The organism is Marinibactrum halimedae, assembly GCF_021234875.1.
Taxonomy (GTDB): domain Bacteria; phylum Pseudomonadota; class Gammaproteobacteria; order Pseudomonadales; family Cellvibrionaceae; genus Marinibactrum; species Marinibactrum halimedae.
This window is the reverse complement of sequence record NZ_JAJQVM010000019.1, coordinates 52,370-74,584: the sequence shown is the minus strand read 5'-3', so window position 1 is coordinate 74,584 and position 22,215 is coordinate 52,370. Positions and strand designations below refer to the sequence as shown.

Sequence of the window (22,215 nt, the reverse complement as noted above, 5' to 3'; positions counted from 1 at the left end):
TATTTATCCGATTCGCCCTCGTCTCGGGTTTACCATTGAATGGTTAGTGAAATGAAAAAAGCACAGGAACAGACGGAAATAAAATCGGGAACGGGCACAGTAGGTGTGGTGGCTAAAAACTCCATTGCCTTTGTTGAAGAAGTGTTGTCTGCGTTTACGGCAGGCAAGCGCGTTGTGTTGCTGCGAGAAGAGGACGACCAAGAGCGTATCAGGTTAGGTGGTGTTCAAAATATTGTGAACCCTGCGTTATCCCACGGTTGGAAAAAAATCCAATTTAGCAATATTTACTCAGATGATATCGCGCAAGTTTCGTTTACCTCTGGTACAGAAGGTGCCCCCAAAGGTGTAATGATTTCTCATCGCAATCTTGCGGATGTGGTAGATCGTTTAAAGCTGGTGATGGAGATGGACGACTCCATTCGTGAATACATAGGTGTTCCCGTTTATCATTCGTTTGGTTTTGGTCGTTGCCGTGTTGTATCCGATGTGGGGGGCGAATTTTATATTCCTGAGCATGGTTTTAACCCCTTAGAAATACAACAGCTATTGAGTGAAGGAAAAATTAATGCATTCTCTGCGGTCCCCAGTTTATTCCGCGTTTTATTTCAGCACTTGGATCTTTTTGGTGATGAGGCAAGGCAATTAAAGTGGATTGAGATTGGCAGTCAATACATGAGCCAAGCGGAGAAAGAGTTACTGAAGCATACTTTCCCCAATGCCAAAATTGTTCAGCATTATGGATTAACAGAAGCCTCTCGTACCACCTTTCTTAAAATTCATGAAGAATCAGGCAGCATATTGGAGTCTGTGGGCACGACGGTAGGCGATACCCAATTTAAAATTACCGACACTGGTCGTATTGCGATTAAAGGCTCGCATGTTGCGAAAACATTAATGGTGGAAGGAAAGCTGACCCCGAATGTGGACGAAGAGGGTTGGTTAATTACCAGTGATCAGGGGCGAATTGATCATTCATTTCTGTATTACCTTGGGCGCGCTGATGATTTGATTAATTGTGGTGGTGTTAAAATTTCTCCTGACGCTTTAGAGCGTGAAATCCGTTCGCAACTGGATGTTAAAGTTGGATTTTGTTGTGCCAAAGTACCGGATGCGATGAGAGGGGAAGCGGTGTTGATAGCCCGTGAACCTGATTGCGCGGCGAGTTTAGATCAGTTAGTGGCGGTTGCAGAGCAGGTGTTGCAAACCTTAAAGGTCAACGCCAAGGGCAGTATTAAAACCATTGAAATTGACATCTTGCCCGTGACGCCGACGGGAAAAGTGCAGCGTAAAAAGCTGACCCAATATTATCAAGAGAATGCATCGGCCCAGCAGAGCGCTCAATCGAAAGGCGCGTCGACTAAAGAGCGTCAACCTCGCGGTGAAGTTGCGGGTACTAGCTCTTCACCGAGGCTGGCTGGAGCAGCTTTGGCGCGAGCCGAAGAAATTTCAACGCTTTGGCAGGATATTTTAGGGATCGATGAAGTGGGTTACGACGAGAGCTTCATGGATTTAGGTGGAGATTCTCTTACCGCTATTTCGGCCAGTTTGCGAATGCGAAAGCTGGGAATTCCTGAGCAAGTGTGTAAAGGCATGCTGCAGGGAAAGACGATTGCGCAATTAGCGCGGGAAGATTGCGGAAATGAGGCGGTTCCCGTAGACCAATCGGTTACGGTTAAGATTTTTGATAATCAGAATATTCGCTTCCTTCGTGGTCTGTTGGTGTTAGCCGTTATTTTTGCCCATTGGTCTGGAGGTATTTTCGAGCGTCTGCCAGGTGTTTTCAAAAAACTAGAGGGTGGCTTTGCCCCACTGTTTGCAGCGGGCACCCCAGGTTTTGCGATTATGTATGGGGTGGCGATTGGTTATGCTTTTTATCCTCAATTTGTCCAACGCCCTTCACGAATACGGCAATTGGTGATCAATATTGCTCTCTTCTTGGGAGGGGGGATTTCGCTGCTGGCCGTTCTGCGAATATTAGCGGCCTGGGTAGGAGGTACTGAGTTAACGTTTACGCACTTCACAAACAGCTTTTACAGTGTGCTTTCTTTTTATTTTGTGGCCACATTATCTTTGTATGGATGGTTTTGGTTACTCAAGAAAAGCCGAGCGCCTGTACTGGTGGCGCTTGTTCTTGGGTTTATTTCTCATCTGATTTATCTGCAGTGGATGTATCCTTTGGTTGATGTACGCGCAGAAGGTTTGGTTGAGTTAGGTAAGCTTATTATCGCGGCCAAGTACAGTTATTTTAACATGTGCTCTGGGGTCTTCTGGGGAATGGCGTTTGGTATTGCGCTCACTTATGCTCGTGATGCACAAGCAGCGCTGGGTACTACCGGACTGAATTCCAATGAGCAAAGTTCTTCTGTCGATCATTCCACCGCTAATTGGGTTAACAGCATGGCTTTGATCGGAGGCTTGTGCATCGTAGCGTCGGTGATGTTATCCATGGTGTATGGCGAGTCCGAAAAGTGGTGGATGTGGCCATCGACTACAGTATCGGGTTGGAAGTGGCTATTCTATTTCGGGGCCATTTTGTTGCTTTATCGTGGTGTTGAGCGTTACGTACTTCCCAAAACCGAAGGTTGTGAGTGGGTAAAATTAGTTGTTGATATTATCGCGTGTATCGGATTTTTAGCCTTCCCAATGTTCCTTGCCCATGAAATGGTGATTCCAGTGAAACACTTGCTGGCCTCTTTGGGGTTGAGTAAGAATATTGCGTTATTGATCACATTGCTTGCCTTTATATCGGTATCTGGTGTGCTCATTGTGAAATGCTATAAATTAAACTACTCCAAATAGAGGGCGATTCTGCTTTATAGTGGGGCGTTGTTGATTGATGTATTTAGCCGAGCCGTATGATTTTTTGCTCGGCTGAAAGATGAGTCAGGATGAGCGATTGTACGGAAAGCTCTTCTCGTTTGGCCAATACTCACAGTTAGGATGTTGGTAGCGAGCACTGTTGAGTGCGCAAAATTAGAACCATTACGTTAGGCTTAACGACCCATGCACCCCGATTTTAAATCCCTTTTCATTCTTTATACCTCCATTACGGTGGCCTGCGTATTATTCAGGATTGCCTACAAAGAAAAGGATACCTTTCAGTGGGCTAAGCCTTGGTTTATTTTTGTGGCGGTGGGGGCGATCACCACTAATATTTGGTTGCTTTACTTTTCCGTCATTATTGTCTGTTTGAACTCTGCCCCCAAAAAATTGGATGAAAAGGTTTTTTATTACTTGGTGATTTTTGTCGCCATGCCGGATTTGCAGTTTAAATTGCCGTTTCCGGGCATTAATTATTTGTTCATCTTGGAATACCCTCGGTTGTTGGCGCTCGTTGTACTCTTGCCGATCTATTTTGAATTGCGCAAGCGAAAACAAGACATTGAAACCATCCCCTTAGATAAGTTTGTACTTGCCTACTGTATTGTTTCCACGTTATTGGATTTCCGTCTGGATACTTCGATAACGTTCTGGGCTCGCTCGGCCTTTATGACTTTTCTCGATATTTGGTTGCCGTACTATGTGATTAGTAACGTCAAAGCCGATCATCGTCGATGGATTCTTGCGATTTTATTTTCTGCCCTAATTCTTGCGGTGGAAGGGGTGATTGAGTGGCGGTTGATTTGGAAATCCTACGCTAAATTTGCGCGTCACATTGATGATGTCAACATCAACAAAATTTGGATTCGAAATTACTTCCGTGGTTTGGGGCTTAGGATTTCCACCTCTTGGTTTGAACCTATTACCTTTGGAACCTTTATCGCCACCATGATTTATGCGGCGTTTAATATTAAACGTTTGGGTAAGCAGCAGAACTTTTTCGGTTATATGGTCATGGGCGTGATGACATTGGCTCTGTTGTTTACGGATAGCCGAGGGGCGATCTTAACGTGCTTGATTGCCTTGGCAGCAGGGTTTTATTTCCATTTTCCGAGCAAAGGGTGGAAATCGTTCTACAAGTTTGGCGTTGTGGTTGGGGTTGTGGTGGTGTACCTCGCCATGGAAACGCTATCTGGGATGGATGAAGAGGGGACATTCGACTATCGAGCGCAACTGGTTGTGAATTCGGTTGATGCGATCTCTCGTAACCCCCTATTGGGCACACCGTTTTACCGATCCAATGAGGTATTGGTGGAAACCATGATGCAAGGGCAGGGTATTGTTGATTTTGTTAATACATACCTAAAAACACTGTTGCAGTATGGGGCAGTGGGGTTATTCCTGTTTTTAGGGATGTTCTTGTATGCCATCTTTAAGATGTTTTCTCGCGTATCGGCTCTTGAGAAGGTGGGGGACGAGCGCTACCACGTTGGCACGATTTTGATTGGTATGATTTGTGGACTGGCAGTGGTGATTGCCACTGTGAGCCCTGTTGCTTACCTTATGGACTATGTTTGGTTCACATTGGCAATGATTTCAGGCTATATCAAGCAAACAGCGGATTTGGGTGTTAAAAAGCCGGTAGCCGACACTGCGGTTGCGGCTGCCGCTCAAGCCCCGCCGGGTGTTGCAACGACGCATCGTTTGGGGGCGGGGCCGCATTAGTTCGGGGTCATGTCAGGGCGAGAGTCACCCAAATTGACAGCGAAAGAAGAATAGCCAAAAAAACGGCGGCAGATCCGGCGTCTTTGGCTCTGCCAGATAACTCATGGTGCTCTACACCAATTCTATCGACCACCATTTCTACACCGGTATTCAGTAATTCCACAATCATCACAAAAATGATACTGCCAAGAAGCAAGACGTAATCCAGTGCAGAGTCGGCTACTAAATAGCTGAGAGGAATTGCCGCAGCGAGGGCGTAGACCTCAAAGCGGAAAGCCTGTTCGTAAAAAAAGGTGGCTTTTAGTCCTTTGATGGAATAACGGGTAGCGTTATAGAAACGTGTAATGGGTGAAACGCTGGTTTTAATACCATAAACCGTTGCATCGTCATCTAGGGCGTCCATCGTGCCCGTTTCGAAAGATTGCGGATTCTCCGCCATATTGCGTGCCTCATAATGCGGGATAGAAAAACAATTTGCTCATAGTTTGAGCATAAACCTAGCGGCAAGGATGCCACAATCCCTTTCAGATGTGATGACATTTCCATGACGCAATTAGACCAAAGTTGAACTGATTAGCTTATTTACCAATCAATTTGCGATGGATCGTTCGGGTTATCAAGAAGAGAATAGACTTATTTGGGGAATCTGATGACTTGAGTATTCGCCTCACGGGTCAGTCCGGCCTCGTGAAGCTTCTCTAAATACGTTTCCCACAGGCTTTGTTGATGAGTACATAGGTCTTTCAAATAGGACCATGTGTAAATGCCGGTATGGTGATTGTCATTAAAGTGGATGTTAATGCCATAGTGACCTGACATGGCGATATGAGTGATTTCCACGCCTTTCTTTCCTGCTTGCAATACGCTGTCTTCATTGCCATGACCTCTGACATCAGCAGACGGTGAGTGTACTCGTAAAAATTCCGCCGTCAGTGTATAGGTGAATGATGCTTCATTGGATTCGTAAATCAGTTCCAAGCAGTGACTTTTTTTTTGCCACTTTAGATGCTGAGGTTTGTGATTGGTGTTTGAAGCAGGCATAAGGGAAGAGTGAGAAATTCGAGTGGGTGTACGCAGTTGTACAATTTGGGTTAAGGAAAACTCACACCCGCTGCGTGATGAATCCTCATCGTCGCAGTAGGTGTTGTATAAAAAATGGTGCTTAAAGTAGGGTTGTACCTAAAGACTACGTGTACCTAAAGACTACGTGTACCTAAAGACTAGAGAATAAAACGGCTCAAGTCTTCGTCATGGGATAACTCTTTGAGTTGGGTGTCCACAAACTCGGCGTTAATAATAATGGCCGAATCTTTGTTTCCGGCATCAAAAGAGACTTCTTCCAGTAAGCGCTCCATGACGGTATGAAGGCGTCTCGCACCGATGTTTTCGGTAGTCTCGTTCACACGGAAAGCGGTTTCGGCAATTTGACGAATACCGTCTTCGGTGAATTCGATTTTTACACCTTCGGTTTCCAATAGCGCCTGTTGTTGCTCGGTTAATGAAGCATTGGGTTCAGTCAAAATACGCTCGAAGTCTTCAGGTGTTAATGCAGATAGCTCGACACGGATGGGTAGACGACCTTGCAGCTCGGGAATCAAATCTGACGGCTTTGACAGGTGGAAGGCCCCAGAGGTGATAAACAGAATATGGTCTGTTTTAATCATGCCGTGCTTAGTGCTGATGGTGCAGCCTTCGATCAGCGGTAACAGGTCTCGTTGAACCCCTTCACGAGAGACATCCGCGCCGCTGGCCCCTTCGCGTTTGGCGACCTTGTCGATTTCATCAATAAAGACGATGCCGTTTTGTTCCGCTGCTTCAATGGCTTTGGACTTGGTTTCTTCTTCGTTGATGAGCTTGCTGGCTTCCTCATCGCACAGCAATTTCATGGCTTGCTTTACAGTGAGTTTGGATTTTTTAGTTTTGCCGGTGTTCATGGAAGAGAACATGTTTTGCAGTTGGCTGGTCATCTCTTCCATACCGGGAGGGGCCATTATTTCCACCCCGACCTTGGTGGCTTCTACATCAATTTCGATTTCTTTATCGTCGAGCTCGCCTTCGCGCAATTTTTTACGGAACAGTTGACGTGTGCTGCTTTCGGCAGACTCTTCACCCCGTGCCGGTGGCAGTAAGGCATCCAGAACTCGCTCTTCGGCGGCGTCGGCGGCGCGATGTTTGACTTTTTCTTTCTCTTGCTCGCGATGCATCTTGATGGACATGTCTACCAAGTCGCGAATGATGGATTCCACGTCGCGACCAACGTAACCCACTTCGGTAAATTTAGTGGCCTCGACTTTGATGAACGGTGCATTGGCCAGTTTCGCTAAGCGTCGTGCGATTTCGGTTTTGCCGACGCCGGTAGGGCCAATCATCAAAATATTTTTAGGGGTGATTTCGTTGCGCATTTCTTCATTGAGTTGCTGGCGGCGCCAGCGGTTGCGAAGTGCAATGGCGACGGCCCGTTTGGCTTCCTGTTGGCCAACAATGTGTCGATCGAGTTCGTGAACAATCTCACGTGGGGTCATGTTTGACATGTTGAATTCCGGTAACTGAGCCGCGCACGCTCAACAAATTAAAGCGGACGCGGGGGGAGTAATAAGTATTTTTAGGCGTTTTGTCTGGCTCGTTTGAGCCTCAGTAACTCAGCTCTTCAATGGTGTTGTTGTGGTTGGTGTACACACAAATATCACCGGCAATTTTCAGCCCTTGTTGCACGATGGACTTGGCATCCATCTCGGTGTTATCCAGCAATGCTCGTGCTGCCGATTGGGCAAACGTGCCGCCAGAACCGATGGCGATGAGGTCGTCTTCCGGTTGGATGACGTCACCATTACCGGTAATGATCAATGAGGCATCTTTGTCGGCAACGGCCAGTAAGGCTTCTAATCGACGCAGTGCGCGATCGGTACGCCAGTCTTTTGCCAATTCCACCGCCGCGCGGACCAATTGACCGTTGTGGGCCTCTAGTTTGGCTTCAAATCGCTCGAAAAGGGTGAAGGCATCTGCGGTGCCGCCAGCAAAGCCTGCCAGTACTTGATCTCGGTAAAGGCGGCGAACTTTACGGGCATTGCCCTTCATGATGGTGTTGCCAAGAGAGACTTGGCCATCTCCACCGATCACAACGGTGTTGTTGCGTCGGATAGAAAGTATGGTTGTACCTCGATACTGTTCCACAAAAAATCCTATCGATTTAATAAGGTGATGATTGAGAGCTTAGCAGTGGCGTCCAAAGGTGCTGTGACGCTCAAAATAGAGCTTGGTCAAGCCAACAGGCTTTGACGGTCTCGATGCAATGCTCTAGGTGTCGCATTCGGAAGATATTGTTAGGGGCAGTTGAACCCCATCGGCAATACGACACCACCGTTAAACAAATATGACGTTTAGATGGGGCAAATGAAGAGGCATTTCAACTGTGGGGGTTAACCTTCTTTAGGGCGTCGTAAAAGCAATGGGCTGATGCTTTGTGACGCTAAAATACTGCGTGCTTTGGCCATTTTGGATCGGTTATCAAAGGGGCCTACGACCACCCGATGCCACGTTTCAGAGTTTCTTACCTTAACCGTTTCGATGGTGGCCTCTAGATTCATCAGAATTAATTCGGCCCGCATACGATCAGCGTCATTGGCACTGCGAAATGATCCGGCTTGCAATAAATACTGAAGCTCTGGCCCTGCCGGTTCTTTTGGGGTGCTGCCTGAATGTTTGGGTGTTGGAACAGCCACCTCACTTTCCTTGAGGATGGTGTAAAAATCAAAACGGGGTTTTGGAACCCCTTCGTCTTTTTGAGCAGCTTGTTTACTCTCTGGTTGTTTTGCCTTGGGAGTCGTTGCCTTTGTTGGTGTTTCGGGTTTCGGGGTTGGCTTGCTCTCAACCACTTTGGGGGTGGGGGTATGCGTTGGCGCTTGCTGGTTGGGCAAGTCGGGCGTTAAGCCTTGCAGATAAATCAAAAACATCACAAATGCACCCAGTAAAGAGCCTGTGAATAGCCATACCCAGCCCGGTACATGCGACTCTGAGCTATTGCGATGGGTTGAGCTGCGTCGGTTGGCATTGCTCCGGCTGTTATTTCGGCTGTTGTTCGTTCGACTGTTGTTCGTTCGACTATTAGAGCGAGTGCTTTTACGAGTGGAGTTACTGCGGGTACCGCCGCTGCGGGCGCGTGGCTTTTTAGCGAAGTCTCGGGGCATTTATGTGGTGTTTTCGGTCAAATGAGTGAGAAAGTTCGGCGGTTTAACGTGCCGATAGTGCTTTTGCTGCATCGCGAAACAGTGTAACGCAATCTAACTGATATGTTGATGCAAATCGTTAAGTTTGTCTGACCTATCAGGTGAACCGAGAAAGCAAAACGAGAGCCTTTCAAAATATCAGAGGCTCTCGGTACATCAAAGGCTCTCGATTGTTGGATTATGGCGGTCTTGGATATCGGGTTTCGCGATTGAGCGCTGAGGCTTTTACAGATTGCTTAAATACGCTTCTAGGTTATCGGCTGTCCCAATAATCTCCCCATCAATAAAGACTTGAGGTGTCGTACCGGCGCCACTGACTGCCATTAAGCTTGAAAAGCTGACTCCGTTTGTTCCAAGGAGAATTTCTTCGTACTTTAAACCTTTGCTCGATAAGGCATCTTTGGCGCGCTGGCAGTGCGGGCAGCCGGGTTTGCTGAACAGCGTAACGCGCTTGGGTTGCTCGGCATTGGGGTTGATGTAATTGAGCATGGTGTCGGCGTCAGAAACGTTGAAGGGGTCGCCTGGCTCATCGGGTTCGATAAACATCTTCTCGATGGTGCCGTCTTTCACTAGCATGGAATAGCGCCAGCTACGCTTGCCAAAGCCAATGGCTTCTTTGTCGACCAGCATACCCATTCCTTCACTGAAATCGCCATTTCCGTCTGGGATAAACGTAATATTTTCGGCTTTTTGGTCTTCCTGCCAACTTTGCATGACAAAAGCGTCGTTGACCGAGAGGCATACAATGTCGTCTACGCCATTGTCACGAAAAACGGCAGCGAGTTCGTTATAGCGTGGTAGATGCGTGGAGGAGCAGGTGGGCGTGAATGCGCCTGGCAGTGCAAATACGATGACGGTCTTTCCGTTGAATAATTGGCTAGTGGTAATGTCTTTCCACTGGTTTCCCTCTCGAGATTTAAATGTGACTTCAGGGACGCGTTGACCTTCGCGGTTGTCTAACATGGCCTTGTGCTCCAGGATAAAAAGTGAAAGAAAATAGGGTCTCAGGCAAATCGCGTATTGCAGTGTTCCGTACTTACGAGCTGTAAAGAACGGTTGTAAAAAACTTATGTGATGAACTATAGGTCAAAATAATATATTTAAAGAATTAATCATTTGTATTGATTTGATAGTATTTTTATATTTTTTGTATTCAAGGGATCTCTATGTGTTCAAGGAATCTCTAATGGATCTACATCAATTGACCACCGTAAAGACTTGTGTCGGGAATGCTTTTCCAACTCTGGAATAAGGGCTGAGAGGAGCTGTTGAAGCACCTTTCGTTGTGTCGCTTTGATTTGTATTAATAATCGGTATCGGCCTTTAACCCTCTCCATCATGGCAGGAATGGGGCCAAGGTACTGTAACTGGTTTGAGGGCGGCATGAGTGCTTGCGCAGAGCGCCGTGCTTGGTCGAGCCATTGTTCAGCAATATCGGGGTAAGTGCATTCGGCACGGAGAATGGCTAAATATTCATAGGGAGGCATGCCTGTGAGTCGTCGGTCATTCAGCAAGGTTTGGGCAAATGCCGGGTAACCTTGAAACAACAATTGGTGCAGCAGAGGGTGATCGCTGTGATGGGATTGAATCAGAACTTTTCCGGGGTATTGTTCGCGCCCAGCCCGCCCTGCTACTTGCAGCAGCATTTGCCCCATACGCTCTGGGCCTCGAAAATCTCCACTGAATAACCCTCCGTCGGCATCCAGAACCACTACCAATGTGACATTTGGGAAGTGGTGTCCCTTCGCCAGCATTTGTGTGCCCACAAGAATGCAAGGCTCTCCGGTGTGAATTTGATCAAGCAGTGCATCCAGTGAGCCTTTCCGGCTGGTGCTATCACGATCAATACGGTGAACCGGGTGTTCTGGAAACAGTGACGTCAGAACCTCTTCGGCTTTTTCGGTGCCACTGCCAGTGTGGGTTAACTTTGTACTTTGACATTCGGGACAAGCGCGAGGTAGGGGTCTTTGGGTATCGCAGTGATGACAGCGTAAATGCGAAGGGCTTTGATGCAGTGTGAAGCGGGCGTCGCAGTTTGGGCATTGGCTCACCCATCCGCAACTGTGGCACATCAACGTGGGGGCATACCCTCGGCGATTAAGGAAAACCAGCGCCTGGTGTCCTGCTTGCAGCGTGTGTTCTATTTCTTTTAATGCGGGTTCGCAGAGCCCTGCGGTGAGTGTCTGATTGCGAATATCCAGTATCTGAATTTGGGGGGTATGTGCTTTCCCTGGTCGCGCTTTGAGTCGTAAATGTTGGTATCGACCAAGAATGGCGTTGTTGAGTGTTTCCAGGGAGGGGGTTGCACTGCCCAAAACCACCGGAATGGAGGCTTGTTGCGCACGCACGATGGCTAAGTCTCGGGCGTTGTAGCGGAAACCCTCTTGTTGTTTAAAGGACAGGTCATGTTCTTCATCGATCACAATCAGCCCAAGGCGAGGCATAGGCGTAAAAATCGCGGATCGAGTACCGATGACGATATCGGCAATGCCTTTACTCGCCAGTAACCAGTTCTCAGACCGTTGCCGATCATTCAGGCCAGAATGCAAACTGACGATGGTTGCGGTAAATCGAGACTGAAAACGATGGAGTGTTTGGGGGCTTAATCCGATCTCTGGAATCAAAACCAATGCTTGTTGATCGTTCTTCAGGGCGGTTTCAATGGCCTGTAGGTAAATCTCGGTTTTCCCGCTGCCTGTGGCACCTTCCAATAATGTGACAGTGCTTGAGTTGGCTTGTGTTTGGTCTGCTGACAGTTGCCGCTGAATGGAATAAAGGGCTATGGACTGCTCATCGGTTAATTCATACGGGGCGGGTTGAGCTACTGTCTCTACGCGTTCAGGCATATGGCTGATGCGTGTTGCCAGCCCTTTTTGTACCAGTGCTTTTAGGCTGGTAAGCGTAATATTGTGCTCTTTTTCGGTGCCAATACGTAAAGGGGCTCGCTTTAGGTTTTGCAACGCCTCGGCTTGTTTGGGGGCACGTTTTAAGGCGTTGTCTGGTAATCCGAAGGCCTCGTCTGTCGCTTCCCAAAAGTCGAGCGCGGGAAGTTGAGCCGGTAATGCTTTGCGTAGTTGAGTGGGTAGGGCTCCGAGCAATACTTCCCCTAGGGCATGTTGATAATAGCTGGCCGCCCATCGGCATAGCGCCATGATGGCGTTATCTAAAGTGGAGAAAGTATCTAAAATACTGTCAATTTTTTTGATCGACTCCCACTCAGATTCGTTTTTCGCACCCACAACCACACCCACCTGAGTGGTGTTACCCTTTCCGAAAGGAACGCTAATGCGTGTGCCTACCTCGGGGGTTGAATACCCATTGGGGACTTCATAATCGAAAACTCGTCGCAAGGGGACAGCAAGCGCGACGTTGACAATGGTGTTTTCCACCGTTTTTGACATCTACAGGCTACTTATCTTATTGGGTTTATGGGGTGGCAGTGCCGGTGTTGAGAGTGTTTTCTGAACTGGCCGTATTCTGCTCATTAATCCTTGCTAAAGGGGCGGTTTCTGGTAGCATACGCCCCCTTAAAAAATTACCGCTAACCTTAACCGTGGTGCGGTGCCTGACTCAAGATCAGGTGGCGGCACTAAATCGTGTGAGTTCATTTATGAAAGCAGATATTCATCCTAATTATACCGAGATCAAAGCAACTTGCAGTTGCGGAAACGTGATTGTCACCAAATCTACCTTGGGCAAAGACATTCACCTTGATGTGTGTTCAGCTTGTCACCCTTTCTATACAGGTAAGCAGAAAGTGGTTGATACTGGTGGCCGAATTGATCGCTTCACTAAGCGTTTCGGAAGTCGCATCAAAAAGTAATCGAAAACAGATTACAAAACAGACCTCAAAAAAGCGCCGTCGCAATACGGCGCTTTTTTTTGATTTCTCGAAAGGGAATGAATGCTCGTTTTTTAAGATTGTTTACATCCGTCATCCTACCGGTCTAACTTTGGGTTATTGGTCTATGTTTAGGGCGCACCCAAAGCATTTCATGAAATATTACACACCAATAATCAGATTTTTCTAATCCCTCTGTTGGATGATCCAGCTATAAATAAAGTGATCATAAAGAGCAAAAGAAATCGGTCGGCCTCAAGGCTGATTGGACACTAAAAGAGCGCTGGAAAACAGTGCCATGTCTCAGTACCCAAGCATCACGGAACGCATAAAAATGAGTTATAAAGATATAAAAGACGCCGCCCTGGCGTATCACGAACAACCGACTCCAGGTAAGCTCAGTATTGAAATTACCAAGGCTGCGGAAACCCAAAATGATTTGTCGTTGGCCTACAGCCCTGGTGTGGCTGAGCCGGTAAGAGCCATTGCTGAAGACCCGGAAAGCGCCTATCGCTATACCGGTAAAGGCAATCTCGTTGCGGTGATTACCAATGGTTCAGCCATTTTGGGGTTGGGTAACCTGGGGGCGCTGGCCAGTAAACCGGTAATGGAAGGTAAGTGTTTGCTTTTTAAGCGCTTTGCTCAGATCAACTCCATCGATATTGAAGTGAACGCAGAAAGCCCACAGGCTTTTATTGATACGGTTGCTCGGATTGCAGACAGCTTTGGTGGCATCAATTTAGAAGACATTAAAGCACCGGAATGTTTTGAGATTGAAAGGGCATTGATAGAAAAGTGCAATGTTCCGGTATTCCATGACGATCAACATGGCACTGCTATCGTGACGGTCGCAGGTTTGTTGAATGCCTTAGAGGTTCAAGGAAAATCCATCGATACAGTTCGTATTGTTTGCTTGGGTGCGGGTGCGGCGGCTAACGCCTGTTGTAAGTTGATGCTGAGCGCCGGTGCTCATCTTGAAAACTTAACAATGCTAGACAGTCGCGGTGTCATCCATTCCGGGCGCACCGATTTGAATGAATATAAAGCCGCGTTCGCAAACGAGACGGATTTTCGAACTCTGGATGATGCCATCGAAGGGGCTGATGTTTTTCTTGGGGTATCTGGTGCCAATTTGCTCTCTGCTGAACAACTGAAAAAAATGGCGCCGAACCCGGTGGTATTTGCCTGTTCCAATCCAGACCCTGAAATCTCTCCGGTGGTTGCTCGCGAAACGAGAGGCGATTTGATTATGGCCACTGGTCGCTCGGATTTTCCGAATCAGGTGAATAATGTGTTGTGTTTTCCCTTTATTTTTCGAGGGGCACTGGATGTGCGCTCGAAAGTCATCAACGAAGAAATGAAATTGGCTGCGGTAGAGGCCATTCGAGGGTTGGCTAAGTTGCCGGTTACCGAGGCGGTTCGCCAAGCTTACGGTGGCGAGCCATTGGCATTTGGTCGTGATTATATTATTCCGAAACCTACGGATGAGCGGCTCATGAGTGTCGTTGCCCAAGCGGTAGCAAAAGCGGCGATCAAAACAGGTGTGGCTTCTTTGCCCTATCCGGAGCATTACGAGCCAGAGCATTTCGAGGGTTAATAGGTGTCTGCCGCTTTCGTGAGGGAACTCAAAAGCGGCGATATCAAACAGCGATAGGGGCTATTTACTCCCTTTATTGCTTGTTCTTTGCGAACAACAGAAATGACACTGTTAAAACAATTCTTCGGCAATATGACTCGGAATGTCTTCATCGCCATTTTGTGTATCGTCTACTAATTCTGGTGTGTTTTCTTCTCTGAACATTTCAAATATGGCATCTGGATCACCGGGGCGGGCGCGTAATCCGGTTTCTGGGTCAATCTTTACTGACACAATACCATCCGGTTGCAGCAGGTTGTCTTCTGGAACCCCCTTAAGAGCGGTTTGCATAAACTCTATCCAGATAGGCAGAGCTGCAGAGCCACCAAACTCCCTTAGGCCCAACAACTGATTCTGATCAAAACCGACCCAGGTGGTGGCAACAATTTTAGAGTTATAACCTGAGAACCAAGCGTCGGTTGGTCCGTTAGTGGTGCCCGTTTTGCCAGCTAGGTCACTTCGTTTCAGGCTTAGCGCCTTTCTGCCAGTGCCTCGTTTGATGACATCTCTGAGCATGGAGTTGATTAGGTAATTGACCTGGGGGCTCATGACGCGTTCAGCTCGGGGCAAGAAGGTCGGCTGGGCCTCAACGATGGCGATTGATTCGTCCGTGTCGGTTGTATTCTCGTCGATATCATTTTGATTCTCAGAGGCGGTATCACTGGCGTTGAGGTTATTCAATAACGCTTCTGGGCTGATGTCATCACTGCTCTCTAACGCTTTAAGTTCAGCTTCTAACTCGGCTTCTGCTAAAGAAGTGAGGGTTTGTAAGCGGCTATCCTGCTGGCATTTTTCATTACAGGCGGTTTCTGGCAAGGCTTCAAAAGTGATCTCGCTTTCGGCGTTGGTAATGCGCTCAATTAAGAAGGGCGAAACCTTAAAGCCACCGTTGGCAAAAGAGGCATAGCCTGTAGCAACCTGTATGGGCGTTAACGCATGGCTGCCCAGTGCCAGTGACAAGTCACGAGGTAATTCGTTTTTGTCAAAGCCAAATCGATCCATAGCGTTAATGGCGGTATCAATACCAATGCTTCGTAAAACACGAATGGAGACTAAATTTCGTGAGTTATACAAAGCGGTGCGAAGTCGCGTTGGGCCATAGAATTTACCGCTGGAATTTTCAGGTCTCCAGGTATTTTCCAGGCTGGTATCGTCAAACACGATAGGAGCATCATTCACTATGGATGCAGGTGTAAATCCGTTTTCTAACGCAGCGGTGTAAACAAAGGGTTTGAAATTGGAGCCGGGTTGGCGAGTTGCTTGTGTCACTCGGTTAAAATGGCTTTGGTTAAAATCATACCCACCCACCAGGGCTCGAATCGCGCCGTTGTTTGGATCTAGGGCGACTAGGGCACCTTGCGCGCTGGGTATTTGAGAGAAAAACCATTGTCCTTGTTTTTCATAAACACGCACAACATCGCCGGGTTTAAGAAACTCTTCAAGGGTTTTATAAGGTTCTGCGGCATAATTTTCTGAAACAAAACGCCTCACTTTGTTTAATCCATTTTCCCGAGCAATGGCGATAATCTCATCATTTTTTAATAGCACCGTAATGCCGTTGTTGTGAACGGAAACAACAGCAGCGGGCTGCTGATCTGCAAAGATTGGAATATCTTTTAATCGTTCGAGCCAAAGTGATCGATCAAAAATGCTGCTTATTCCTGTTGTCAGATCCAGTTTGAAATCATTTTTTATGGTTTCTAATTCTGAGGCAGTTTCATCGTTTGCTAGGGGCTCGTCAGTGAGGGCGACCTCTGCATTTTGCTGGCTAAATTTGTAGGATTCTGGCAGTAACGTGGGGTCGTTAACTTGCGACCAAGGGGCGGTGGATTTTGTGGGTAAAGACGCTTCAGGTCCACGGTATCCATGGCGTTGGTCGTAATTGTTAAGGCCATTCACTATGGCTTTTTGCGCGCTCATTTGCAGTGTCGAATCAATCGTTAAATACACTTCATAGCCATCGGTATAGGCATCCAGTCCAAAACGATCCAACATTTCTTTTCGTGCCATTTCGGCGATGTAAGGGGCGTAAAGGTCTAGGGTGGTGCCATGATTTTTGGCAACGACAGGTTCGGAAATGGCAGATTCGTAACGCTCGTTATCAATGTATCCGAGTTCAAGCATACGGCCTAAAATCCAATTGCGTCGAATCAGGGCTCGTGATGGATTAACGACAGGGTTAAAGGCTGAGGGCGCTTTTGGCAGTCCGGCAATCATCGCATACTGCGCCAGAGATAATTCCCCAATATCTTTTCCATAATAAATTTGCGCGGCCGCTTGGAAACCATAGGCGCGATTACCGAGGTAAATTTTATTGATATAAAGTGTTAAAATTTCTTCTTTTGTTAACTCCTTCTCAATTTGAAGCGATAATAAAATTTCATTAAATTTTCGCGTAAATACTTGTTTTCGATTTAAGAAAAAGTTCCGTGCGACTTGCATAGTAATTGTACTGCCGCCGCCTTGTATCTCTCCAGTTTGTAATATTTGTGAAGCAGCTCGCATAAGTCCTTTTATGTCTACCCCATTGTGCGAGTAGAATCTGTCATCTTCAGCGGCGAGAATAGCGTGCTCAAATGTTTCTGGGATTTGCTCATAAGTAATTGGGCTGCGGCGTTTTTCTCCAAATTCACCAATAAGTTTACCGTCTTTTGTATAGATTCTAAGCGGGATTTGAAATTTGGTTTCTCGGAGAGTTTCTACCTCCGGTAATTTCGGACTAAGGTAAAGATACATACCTGAAAGAGAAGCCGAGATGGCGCCTATGCCAGCAAGGCTAAACCAGAAAAATAAAGCAAATACAGAACGTTTCTTTGGCATTTTTTCTATAGGAATTAAGGGCTTAGGAGCCATGGGTGAATGTTAGCCCATTATAAGGGGTTTTTGGCGCTTTACATAACTGATGGATTATTGCACGATTCATTTAAAGTGCTATAACATGAAAGTCACATAAGTTGCGGAAATTGATAGAAAAATGGGATTCCTGGGCCTCTTCGAGAACAAGACTAAGCCAGTCATTGGGCTGGATATTAGTTCAACATCGGTAAAATTGGTTGAGCTTAGTCGTCATGGCAGTGGTTTTCGCGTAGAAAGCTACGCAGTGAAAGCACTCCCACCTAATGCAGTGGTAGAAAAAAACATCAATGAAGTGACGGCGGTCGCTGAAGCTATCCAATTGGTGGTACAACAATCAAAAACCAAGCTCAAAGAGGCGGCGGTAGCGGTAGCGGGTTCTGCCGTGATCACAAAAGTGATCGAAATGCCAGCTGGTCTCAATGACGATGCCTTAGAAACGCAAATCACGTTAGAAGCGGATCAATATATTCCTTACCCACTAGAAGAGGTCGCGCTGGACTTTGAAGTTCAAGGTGAGTCCCAAACGGTAGAAGGGCAAATGGAAGTGTTGTTGGCTGCATGTCGTCGAGAGCACGTTGATCTTCGTGCGGAAGTATTACAAGGCGCTGGGCTTAAGCCAAAAGTGATTGATGTTGAAGCCTACACGATGGAGCGCTCGTTTGGATTGATTGCAGATCAGCTCGAAGATCAAGAAGAGCAGGCGGTTGCTATCGTTGATGTGGGGGCAACCATGACCACTCTAAGCGTGTTGGTGGATGGTAAAACCGTATACACGCGTGAGCAATTATTCGGCGGAAAACAACTCACAGAAGAAATTCAACGTCGTTATGGCCTTTCTGCAGAAGAGGCCGGCCTAGCCAAAAAACAGGGCGGTCTACCAGACGATTACGAGCTTGAAGTATTAGAGCCCTTCAAAGAAGCGGTTGTTCAGCAGGTTACCCGCTCCCTTCAATTTTTCTTTTCATCCAGTCAATACAATGATGTTGATCAAATTATCCTCGCTGGAGGGGTTGCGTCTCTCGATGGTTTGGTCGCGCTTATTGAAGAGAAACTCGGCACACAAACAGCGATTGCCAATCCTTTTGCCAACATGTCTGTTGCCTCTCGAGTGAATACGGTCGCTTTGGCCAATGATGCGCCATCGATGATGATAGCAGTGGGTTTAGCGATGAGGAGTTTTGACTGATGGCGAATATTAACCTCCTCCCATGGCGCGATGAGCTTCGCGCAGAAAAACAAAAAGAGTTTTACACGGTTCTTGCACTTGTGGGTGCGGCGGCTGCAGTGGTTGTGTTTATGTGGTTGGGTGCCGTTAATGGCCAAATAGACAGCCAGCGTGGACGTAATGCTTTGCTAAATAAAGAAATTGCGCAGCTCGATAAGCAAGTTGAAGAAATTAAAGACATCAAAAAACGACGCGAAGAATTACTTGAGCGCATGAGAATTATTCAGGGCTTACAGGGCGATCGCCCGCAAATTGTTCGTGTATTTGATGATTTAGTACGCGCCATCCCTGATGGTGTGTATTTTGACCAATTAAATCGAGATGGTTCAAAAATTTCTATCTCCGGTGTGGCCGAGTCTAATAATCGTGTTTCGTCACTGATGAGGCGTCTCGATGATTCTGACTGGTTTGAAAAGCCGAATTTATTGAGTGTGACGAAAGAACGTCCTGGTGACGACGGAGACAACGTCCCCAATAAATTTAATATGACGGTGCAAATTACCGCCCCCAAGAAAGACGATGAAGAGGAGGGGGTCTGATGTCATTAGCGGATGCCGTCGAGCAGCTTCAAAATTTTGATATTAATGATTTAGACTTTGAAAGAATTGGTACATGGCCAATTTTGGCAAAAGTCGTTATTTGGATTCTTGCTTTCGCTCTTATTTTGACTGCGGCTTACTTTTTGAAAGTTAAAGAGCTTAATGAAACGCTAGAGCGTGAAGTTCGAACCGAGCAGCAGTTGCGAGATAAATTTAAGAAGCGTGCTTTTGAAGCCGCCAACTTACAAGCTTATCGTGACCAGATGCGCGAAATGGAAGAGGCGTTTGGGGCTATGTTGTCTCAACTTCCTAAAGACTCTGAAGTGCCGGGGCTGTTGGAAGATATCACTGAACGTGGCTCTACAGCCGGTTTGGCAATAAAAAGTATTCAGTTAGAAACTGAGGTGGTGCGTGAATTTTACGTCGAATTGCCAATATCAATCAGCGTTGAAGGTGGGTATCACCAGTTGGGCACCTTTGTTAGTGGAGTGTCAGGTTTGCCGCGTATTGTGACGCTGCATAATTATTCCATTCAATCTTCATCCAAAGGAGCCGGGCCTTTATTGCAAATGAGCATCCAGGCAAAAACGTATCGTTATAAGCCACAAGAGCAATAGAGATATTACGCATGTTTTTCAGATTGAAGAATTATTTTTCGTTAAGTGTCGCTCTCTCTGCGCTGGTATTGGGTGGATGTGGCGGTGCCCAGCATGATGATTTGCAACAGTTTATGGCCGAAACAAAGCGCAGACCGGCAGGTTCAATTGAGCCATTACCCAGTTTCAGCCCTTATGAAGCATTTATTTATGCCGCTGCAACCTTAAGAAGCCCATTTGAACCACCCGTAAAGGTGATCGATCCCTTTATTAGTGGGCCACGAAGTGACGTCACCCCAGACCTAAACAGAGTAAAAGAATACTTGGAGGAGTTCCCGGTTCAATCTTTAACTTTGGTGGGGTCAATATCGAAAGGTGGTACGTTATGGGCACTGATTAATGATGGTAATGGTGGGATTCATCGGGTTAGAGAAGGAAATTACATGGGGCGAGATCATGCTCGTGTTATTTCCGCTGGCAAAACACAATTGACGTTAGTCGAGATTGTGTCTGATGGGTTAAATGGTTGGGTAGAGCGCCCTCGAACTTTAGAGCTTCAAGTGCAGGACTAAAATATGTACAAAACAATCAGAGCTTATTTATTGCGCTGCGTGGTAGTGGGTTTGCCGGCTCTAATGGCGGGTGTGGTTCATGCTCAGTCTATTACGTTGGACAATATTGATTTCTCGTCTTTGCCGGGCGATAAATTTGAGGTGGAGCTGCAATTTTCGGAATCCCCCGCTGAGCCGGTGGGTTATATCATCGAGCAGCCTGCGCGAATTGTGCTTGATTTTCCTAATGTTGAAAGTCAGCTACCGGAAAAAAAATATCCGTTGTCTTTCGGTAATGCCCAAAGTGCTGTTGTCTTAACTGCAGATAATAGAACTCGATTGATCTTGAATTTGGATGAGGCGGCCGCTTACACCACACGATTTGACGGTTCAAAATATGTGGTGGTGGTAGGGGGTGCGCCTTCTGGTAGTGTGTCAACGGTGGCTGAAGCCAGTAATAATGCGGCTGTGGCGTCTCCGCCTTCAACACCTAGCTACGCTTATTCTTCGCAAGAACCAACGGTGACTAATGTTGATTTTCGTCGTACGGAAACTGGCGAAGGGCGTGTCATCATTGAGCTTTCCAGTTCCTCGGTGAATGTGGATGTGGAGGAGACTGCTTCCAGCATCAACGTTAGTTTTATTGATGTAGCGTTACCCAGTGAGCTTCGGCGTCGGCTTGATGTCACCGACTTTGCAACGCCTGTCAGTTTTATTGATACCGATAATCGAGGTGGGGTGACTACTGTCTCCATTGACCCCGAAGGAGAGTATGAATATTTAGCGTATCAGGCGGATTTACAGTATGTGATCAGTGTAAAGCCGTTGAGTGTTCAGGAGCAGGAAGAGCGACGTTCTAAGTTCGAATATGTTGGTGATAAATTATCGTTAAACTTCCAAGATATTGAAGTCCGTGCGGTATTGCAGTTAATAGCCGACTTTACTGACCTTAATCTGGTTGCCAGTGATACTGTCAGTGGTCGAATTACCTTGCGTTTAGAAAATGTACCATGGGATCAGGCATTAGATATCGTATTAAAAGCAAAAGGGCTGGATAAGCGGCAGATTGGTAATGTTTTAATGGTGGCGCCTGCGGCTGAAATTGCCAATCGGGAGCGTCAGGAGCTGGAAACACGAAAACAGTTGGAGGAACTTGCACCACTCAGAACAGAGCATGTTCGTGTGCGCTATGCAAATGCAATTGAGCTGTTTGAACTCTTTCGTGATCAAAATAATCAGGGTGGTGGCCAAGGTAGAGGTGGAGCAGCCGGCGGCGCAAGTGGCTCAACGTCTACCGGTAGCATTTTGTCTGAACGTGGCAGCGTTATTGTGGATGAGCGGACGAACTCCATCATTCTTACGGATACAGAAGAAAAAATTCAGGAGTTTAAACGTCTTGTCGAGCAAATTGATATCCCCATTCGCCAAGTATTAATTGAGGCCAGAATTGTAACGGCAAGTGCTGACTTTGCCCGTCAATTAGGCGTTGAGTGGAGTTCTGCAACGCTGGATGTTAATGATGATTCAGTGGGATTTGCAGGAGGTAATCTTGCTGGGGATTTACAATTTGATTCTGGAACATTAAGTGGCGACTTCGGTGTGGTGGACTTGGGGGTTGCTGGTGCAGCTGCTGATATTGCATTCGGTTACATCACAGATGACTCTTTGATTGGACTGGAGCTCAGTGCTTTGGAGTCTGAGGGTACTGGTGAAATCATCTCTCAACCTAAGGTGGTAACGGGAGACAAACAAACTGCCACGATTCGTTCGGGTTCTGAAATCCCATACCAAGAAGCCTCTGCCAGTGGTGCAACGACAACTGCTTACCGTGAGGCCACCTTAAAGCTGGAGGTGACACCGCAAATTACCCCTGACGATCACATTATTCTTGATCTGGCAGTGAATCAGGATGCGATCGGGGAGAATGTGTTATTGGGAACCGGCGCAGCGCCCACCATTGATATCACTGAGGTAATAACTCAAGTGCTGGTAAAAAATGGTGAGACAATCGTATTGGGTGGTATATTCCAGTCTGTAGAAAGTGTCACTGAAAGAAAGGTGCCGTTGTTGGGTGATATCCCTTATGTGGGTAGATTATTCAAAAATGACTCAAGAGACACAGAAAAGAACGAGCTGTTGATTTTTATTACACCAAAACTGCTTGAGGACCCTGTTCGCCGGTAATCCTTTAGGCGATTGGTGT

At 46.9% G+C, this 22,215-nt stretch carries 16 protein-coding genes and 1 pseudogene; 9 read left to right on the top strand and 8 right to left on the bottom strand.

Annotation, left to right across the window (positions count from 1 at the left end):
• The first annotated feature begins 51 nt into the window (after positions 1 to 51).
• Positions 52 to 2,799, top strand: coding sequence for an AMP-binding protein (locus LU351_RS12140; RefSeq protein WP_232594342.1), 2,748 nt, complete (start codon positions 52 to 54; stop codon positions 2,797 to 2,799).
• Positions 2,800 to 3,003: 204 nt separating this feature from the next.
• Positions 3,004 to 4,545, top strand: a complete 1,542-nt coding sequence (locus tag LU351_RS12135) for an O-antigen ligase family protein (protein ID WP_232594341.1) — start codon at positions 3,004 to 3,006, stop codon at positions 4,543 to 4,545.
• 7 nt (positions 4,546 to 4,552) lie between these two features.
• On the opposite strand, the gene LU351_RS12130 is transcribed toward LU351_RS12135, so the two are convergent.
• From LU351_RS12130 to LU351_RS12100, 7 genes and pseudogenes are all read right to left on the bottom strand, one after another.
• The gene (locus LU351_RS12130) at positions 4,553 to 4,984 is read right to left on the bottom strand and encodes a diacylglycerol kinase (protein WP_232594340.1); all 432 of its coding nucleotides are present in this window, start codon (positions 4,982 to 4,984) and stop codon (positions 4,553 to 4,555) included.
• A gap of 194 nt (positions 4,985 to 5,178) precedes the next feature.
• A complete protein-coding gene (locus tag LU351_RS12125; RefSeq protein WP_269783446.1) occupies positions 5,179 to 5,586 on the bottom strand; it encodes a gamma-butyrobetaine hydroxylase family protein in 408 nt (135 codons plus the stop codon).
• Positions 5,587 to 5,765: 179 nt separating this feature from the next.
• Positions 5,766 to 7,079 (bottom strand): annotated as a pseudogene (gene hslU / locus LU351_RS12120) (ATP-dependent protease ATPase subunit HslU); the annotation flags it as partial.
• Positions 7,080 to 7,176: 97 nt separating this feature from the next.
• The gene (gene hslV / locus LU351_RS12115) at positions 7,177 to 7,716 is read right to left on the bottom strand and encodes an ATP-dependent protease subunit HslV (protein ID WP_232594337.1); all 540 of its coding nucleotides are present in this window, start codon (positions 7,714 to 7,716) and stop codon (positions 7,177 to 7,179) included.
• 245 nt (positions 7,717 to 7,961) lie between these two features.
• The gene (locus LU351_RS12110; protein WP_232594336.1) at positions 7,962 to 8,729 is read right to left on the bottom strand and encodes an SPOR domain-containing protein; all 768 of its coding nucleotides are present in this window, start codon (positions 8,727 to 8,729) and stop codon (positions 7,962 to 7,964) included.
• Between the two features lie 264 nt (positions 8,730 to 8,993).
• Positions 8,994 to 9,731, bottom strand: a complete 738-nt coding sequence (locus tag LU351_RS12105) for a glutathione peroxidase (protein ID WP_232594335.1) — start codon at positions 9,729 to 9,731, stop codon at positions 8,994 to 8,996.
• A 209-nt stretch (positions 9,732 to 9,940) separates the two neighbouring features.
• On the bottom strand, positions 9,941 to 12,169 hold the full coding sequence (locus tag LU351_RS12100; protein WP_232594334.1) for a primosomal protein N': 2,229 nt from the start codon (positions 12,167 to 12,169) through the stop codon (positions 9,941 to 9,943).
• 209 nt (positions 12,170 to 12,378) lie between these two features.
• Here LU351_RS12100 and rpmE point away from each other — a divergent pair, with 209 nt between their 5' ends.
• Together rpmE and LU351_RS12090 are read left to right on the top strand one after the other, a co-directional pair.
• On the top strand, positions 12,379 to 12,591 hold the full coding sequence (gene rpmE, locus LU351_RS12095) for a 50S ribosomal protein L31 (protein WP_232594372.1): 213 nt from the start codon (positions 12,379 to 12,381) through the stop codon (positions 12,589 to 12,591).
• Between the two features lie 316 nt (positions 12,592 to 12,907).
• The gene (locus LU351_RS12090) at positions 12,908 to 14,206 is read left to right on the top strand and encodes a malic enzyme-like NAD(P)-binding protein (RefSeq protein WP_416053953.1); all 1,299 of its coding nucleotides are present in this window, start codon (positions 12,908 to 12,910) and stop codon (positions 14,204 to 14,206) included.
• Positions 14,207 to 14,317: 111 nt separating this feature from the next.
• Here LU351_RS12090 and LU351_RS12085 read toward each other — a convergent pair whose 3' ends face one another.
• Complete coding sequence (locus LU351_RS12085) at positions 14,318 to 17,098, bottom strand: penicillin-binding protein 1A (RefSeq protein WP_232594333.1); 2,781 nt, start codon at positions 17,096 to 17,098, stop codon at positions 14,318 to 14,320.
• 121 nt (positions 17,099 to 17,219) lie between these two features.
• Between LU351_RS12085 and LU351_RS12080 the strand changes: the two genes are divergently transcribed.
• The 5 genes from LU351_RS12080 to pilQ are packed head-to-tail and all read left to right on the top strand — an operon-like array spanning position 17,220 to position 22,196.
• Positions 17,220 to 18,287: a pilus assembly protein PilM gene (locus LU351_RS12080; protein WP_232594332.1), complete on the top strand. Its 1,068-nt coding sequence runs from the start codon at positions 17,220 to 17,222 to the stop codon at positions 18,285 to 18,287.
• Positions 18,287 to 18,865: a PilN domain-containing protein gene (locus LU351_RS12075; protein WP_232594331.1), complete on the top strand. Its 579-nt coding sequence runs from the start codon at positions 18,287 to 18,289 to the stop codon at positions 18,863 to 18,865. The genes LU351_RS12080 and LU351_RS12075 overlap by 1 nt, the downstream gene beginning before the upstream one ends.
• The gene (locus LU351_RS12070) at positions 18,865 to 19,482 is read left to right on the top strand and encodes a type IV pilus inner membrane component PilO (RefSeq protein WP_232594330.1); all 618 of its coding nucleotides are present in this window, start codon (positions 18,865 to 18,867) and stop codon (positions 19,480 to 19,482) included. The genes LU351_RS12075 and LU351_RS12070 overlap by 1 nt, the downstream gene beginning before the upstream one ends.
• 11 nt (positions 19,483 to 19,493) lie before the next feature.
• Complete coding sequence (locus LU351_RS12065) at positions 19,494 to 20,033, top strand: pilus assembly protein PilP (RefSeq protein ID WP_232594329.1); 540 nt, start codon at positions 19,494 to 19,496, stop codon at positions 20,031 to 20,033.
• Positions 20,034 to 20,036: 3 nt separating this feature from the next.
• Positions 20,037 to 22,196, top strand: coding sequence for a type IV pilus secretin PilQ (gene pilQ / locus LU351_RS12060; protein ID WP_232594328.1), 2,160 nt, complete (start codon positions 20,037 to 20,039; stop codon positions 22,194 to 22,196).
• The last annotated feature ends 19 nt before the right edge of the window (positions 22,197 to 22,215 follow it).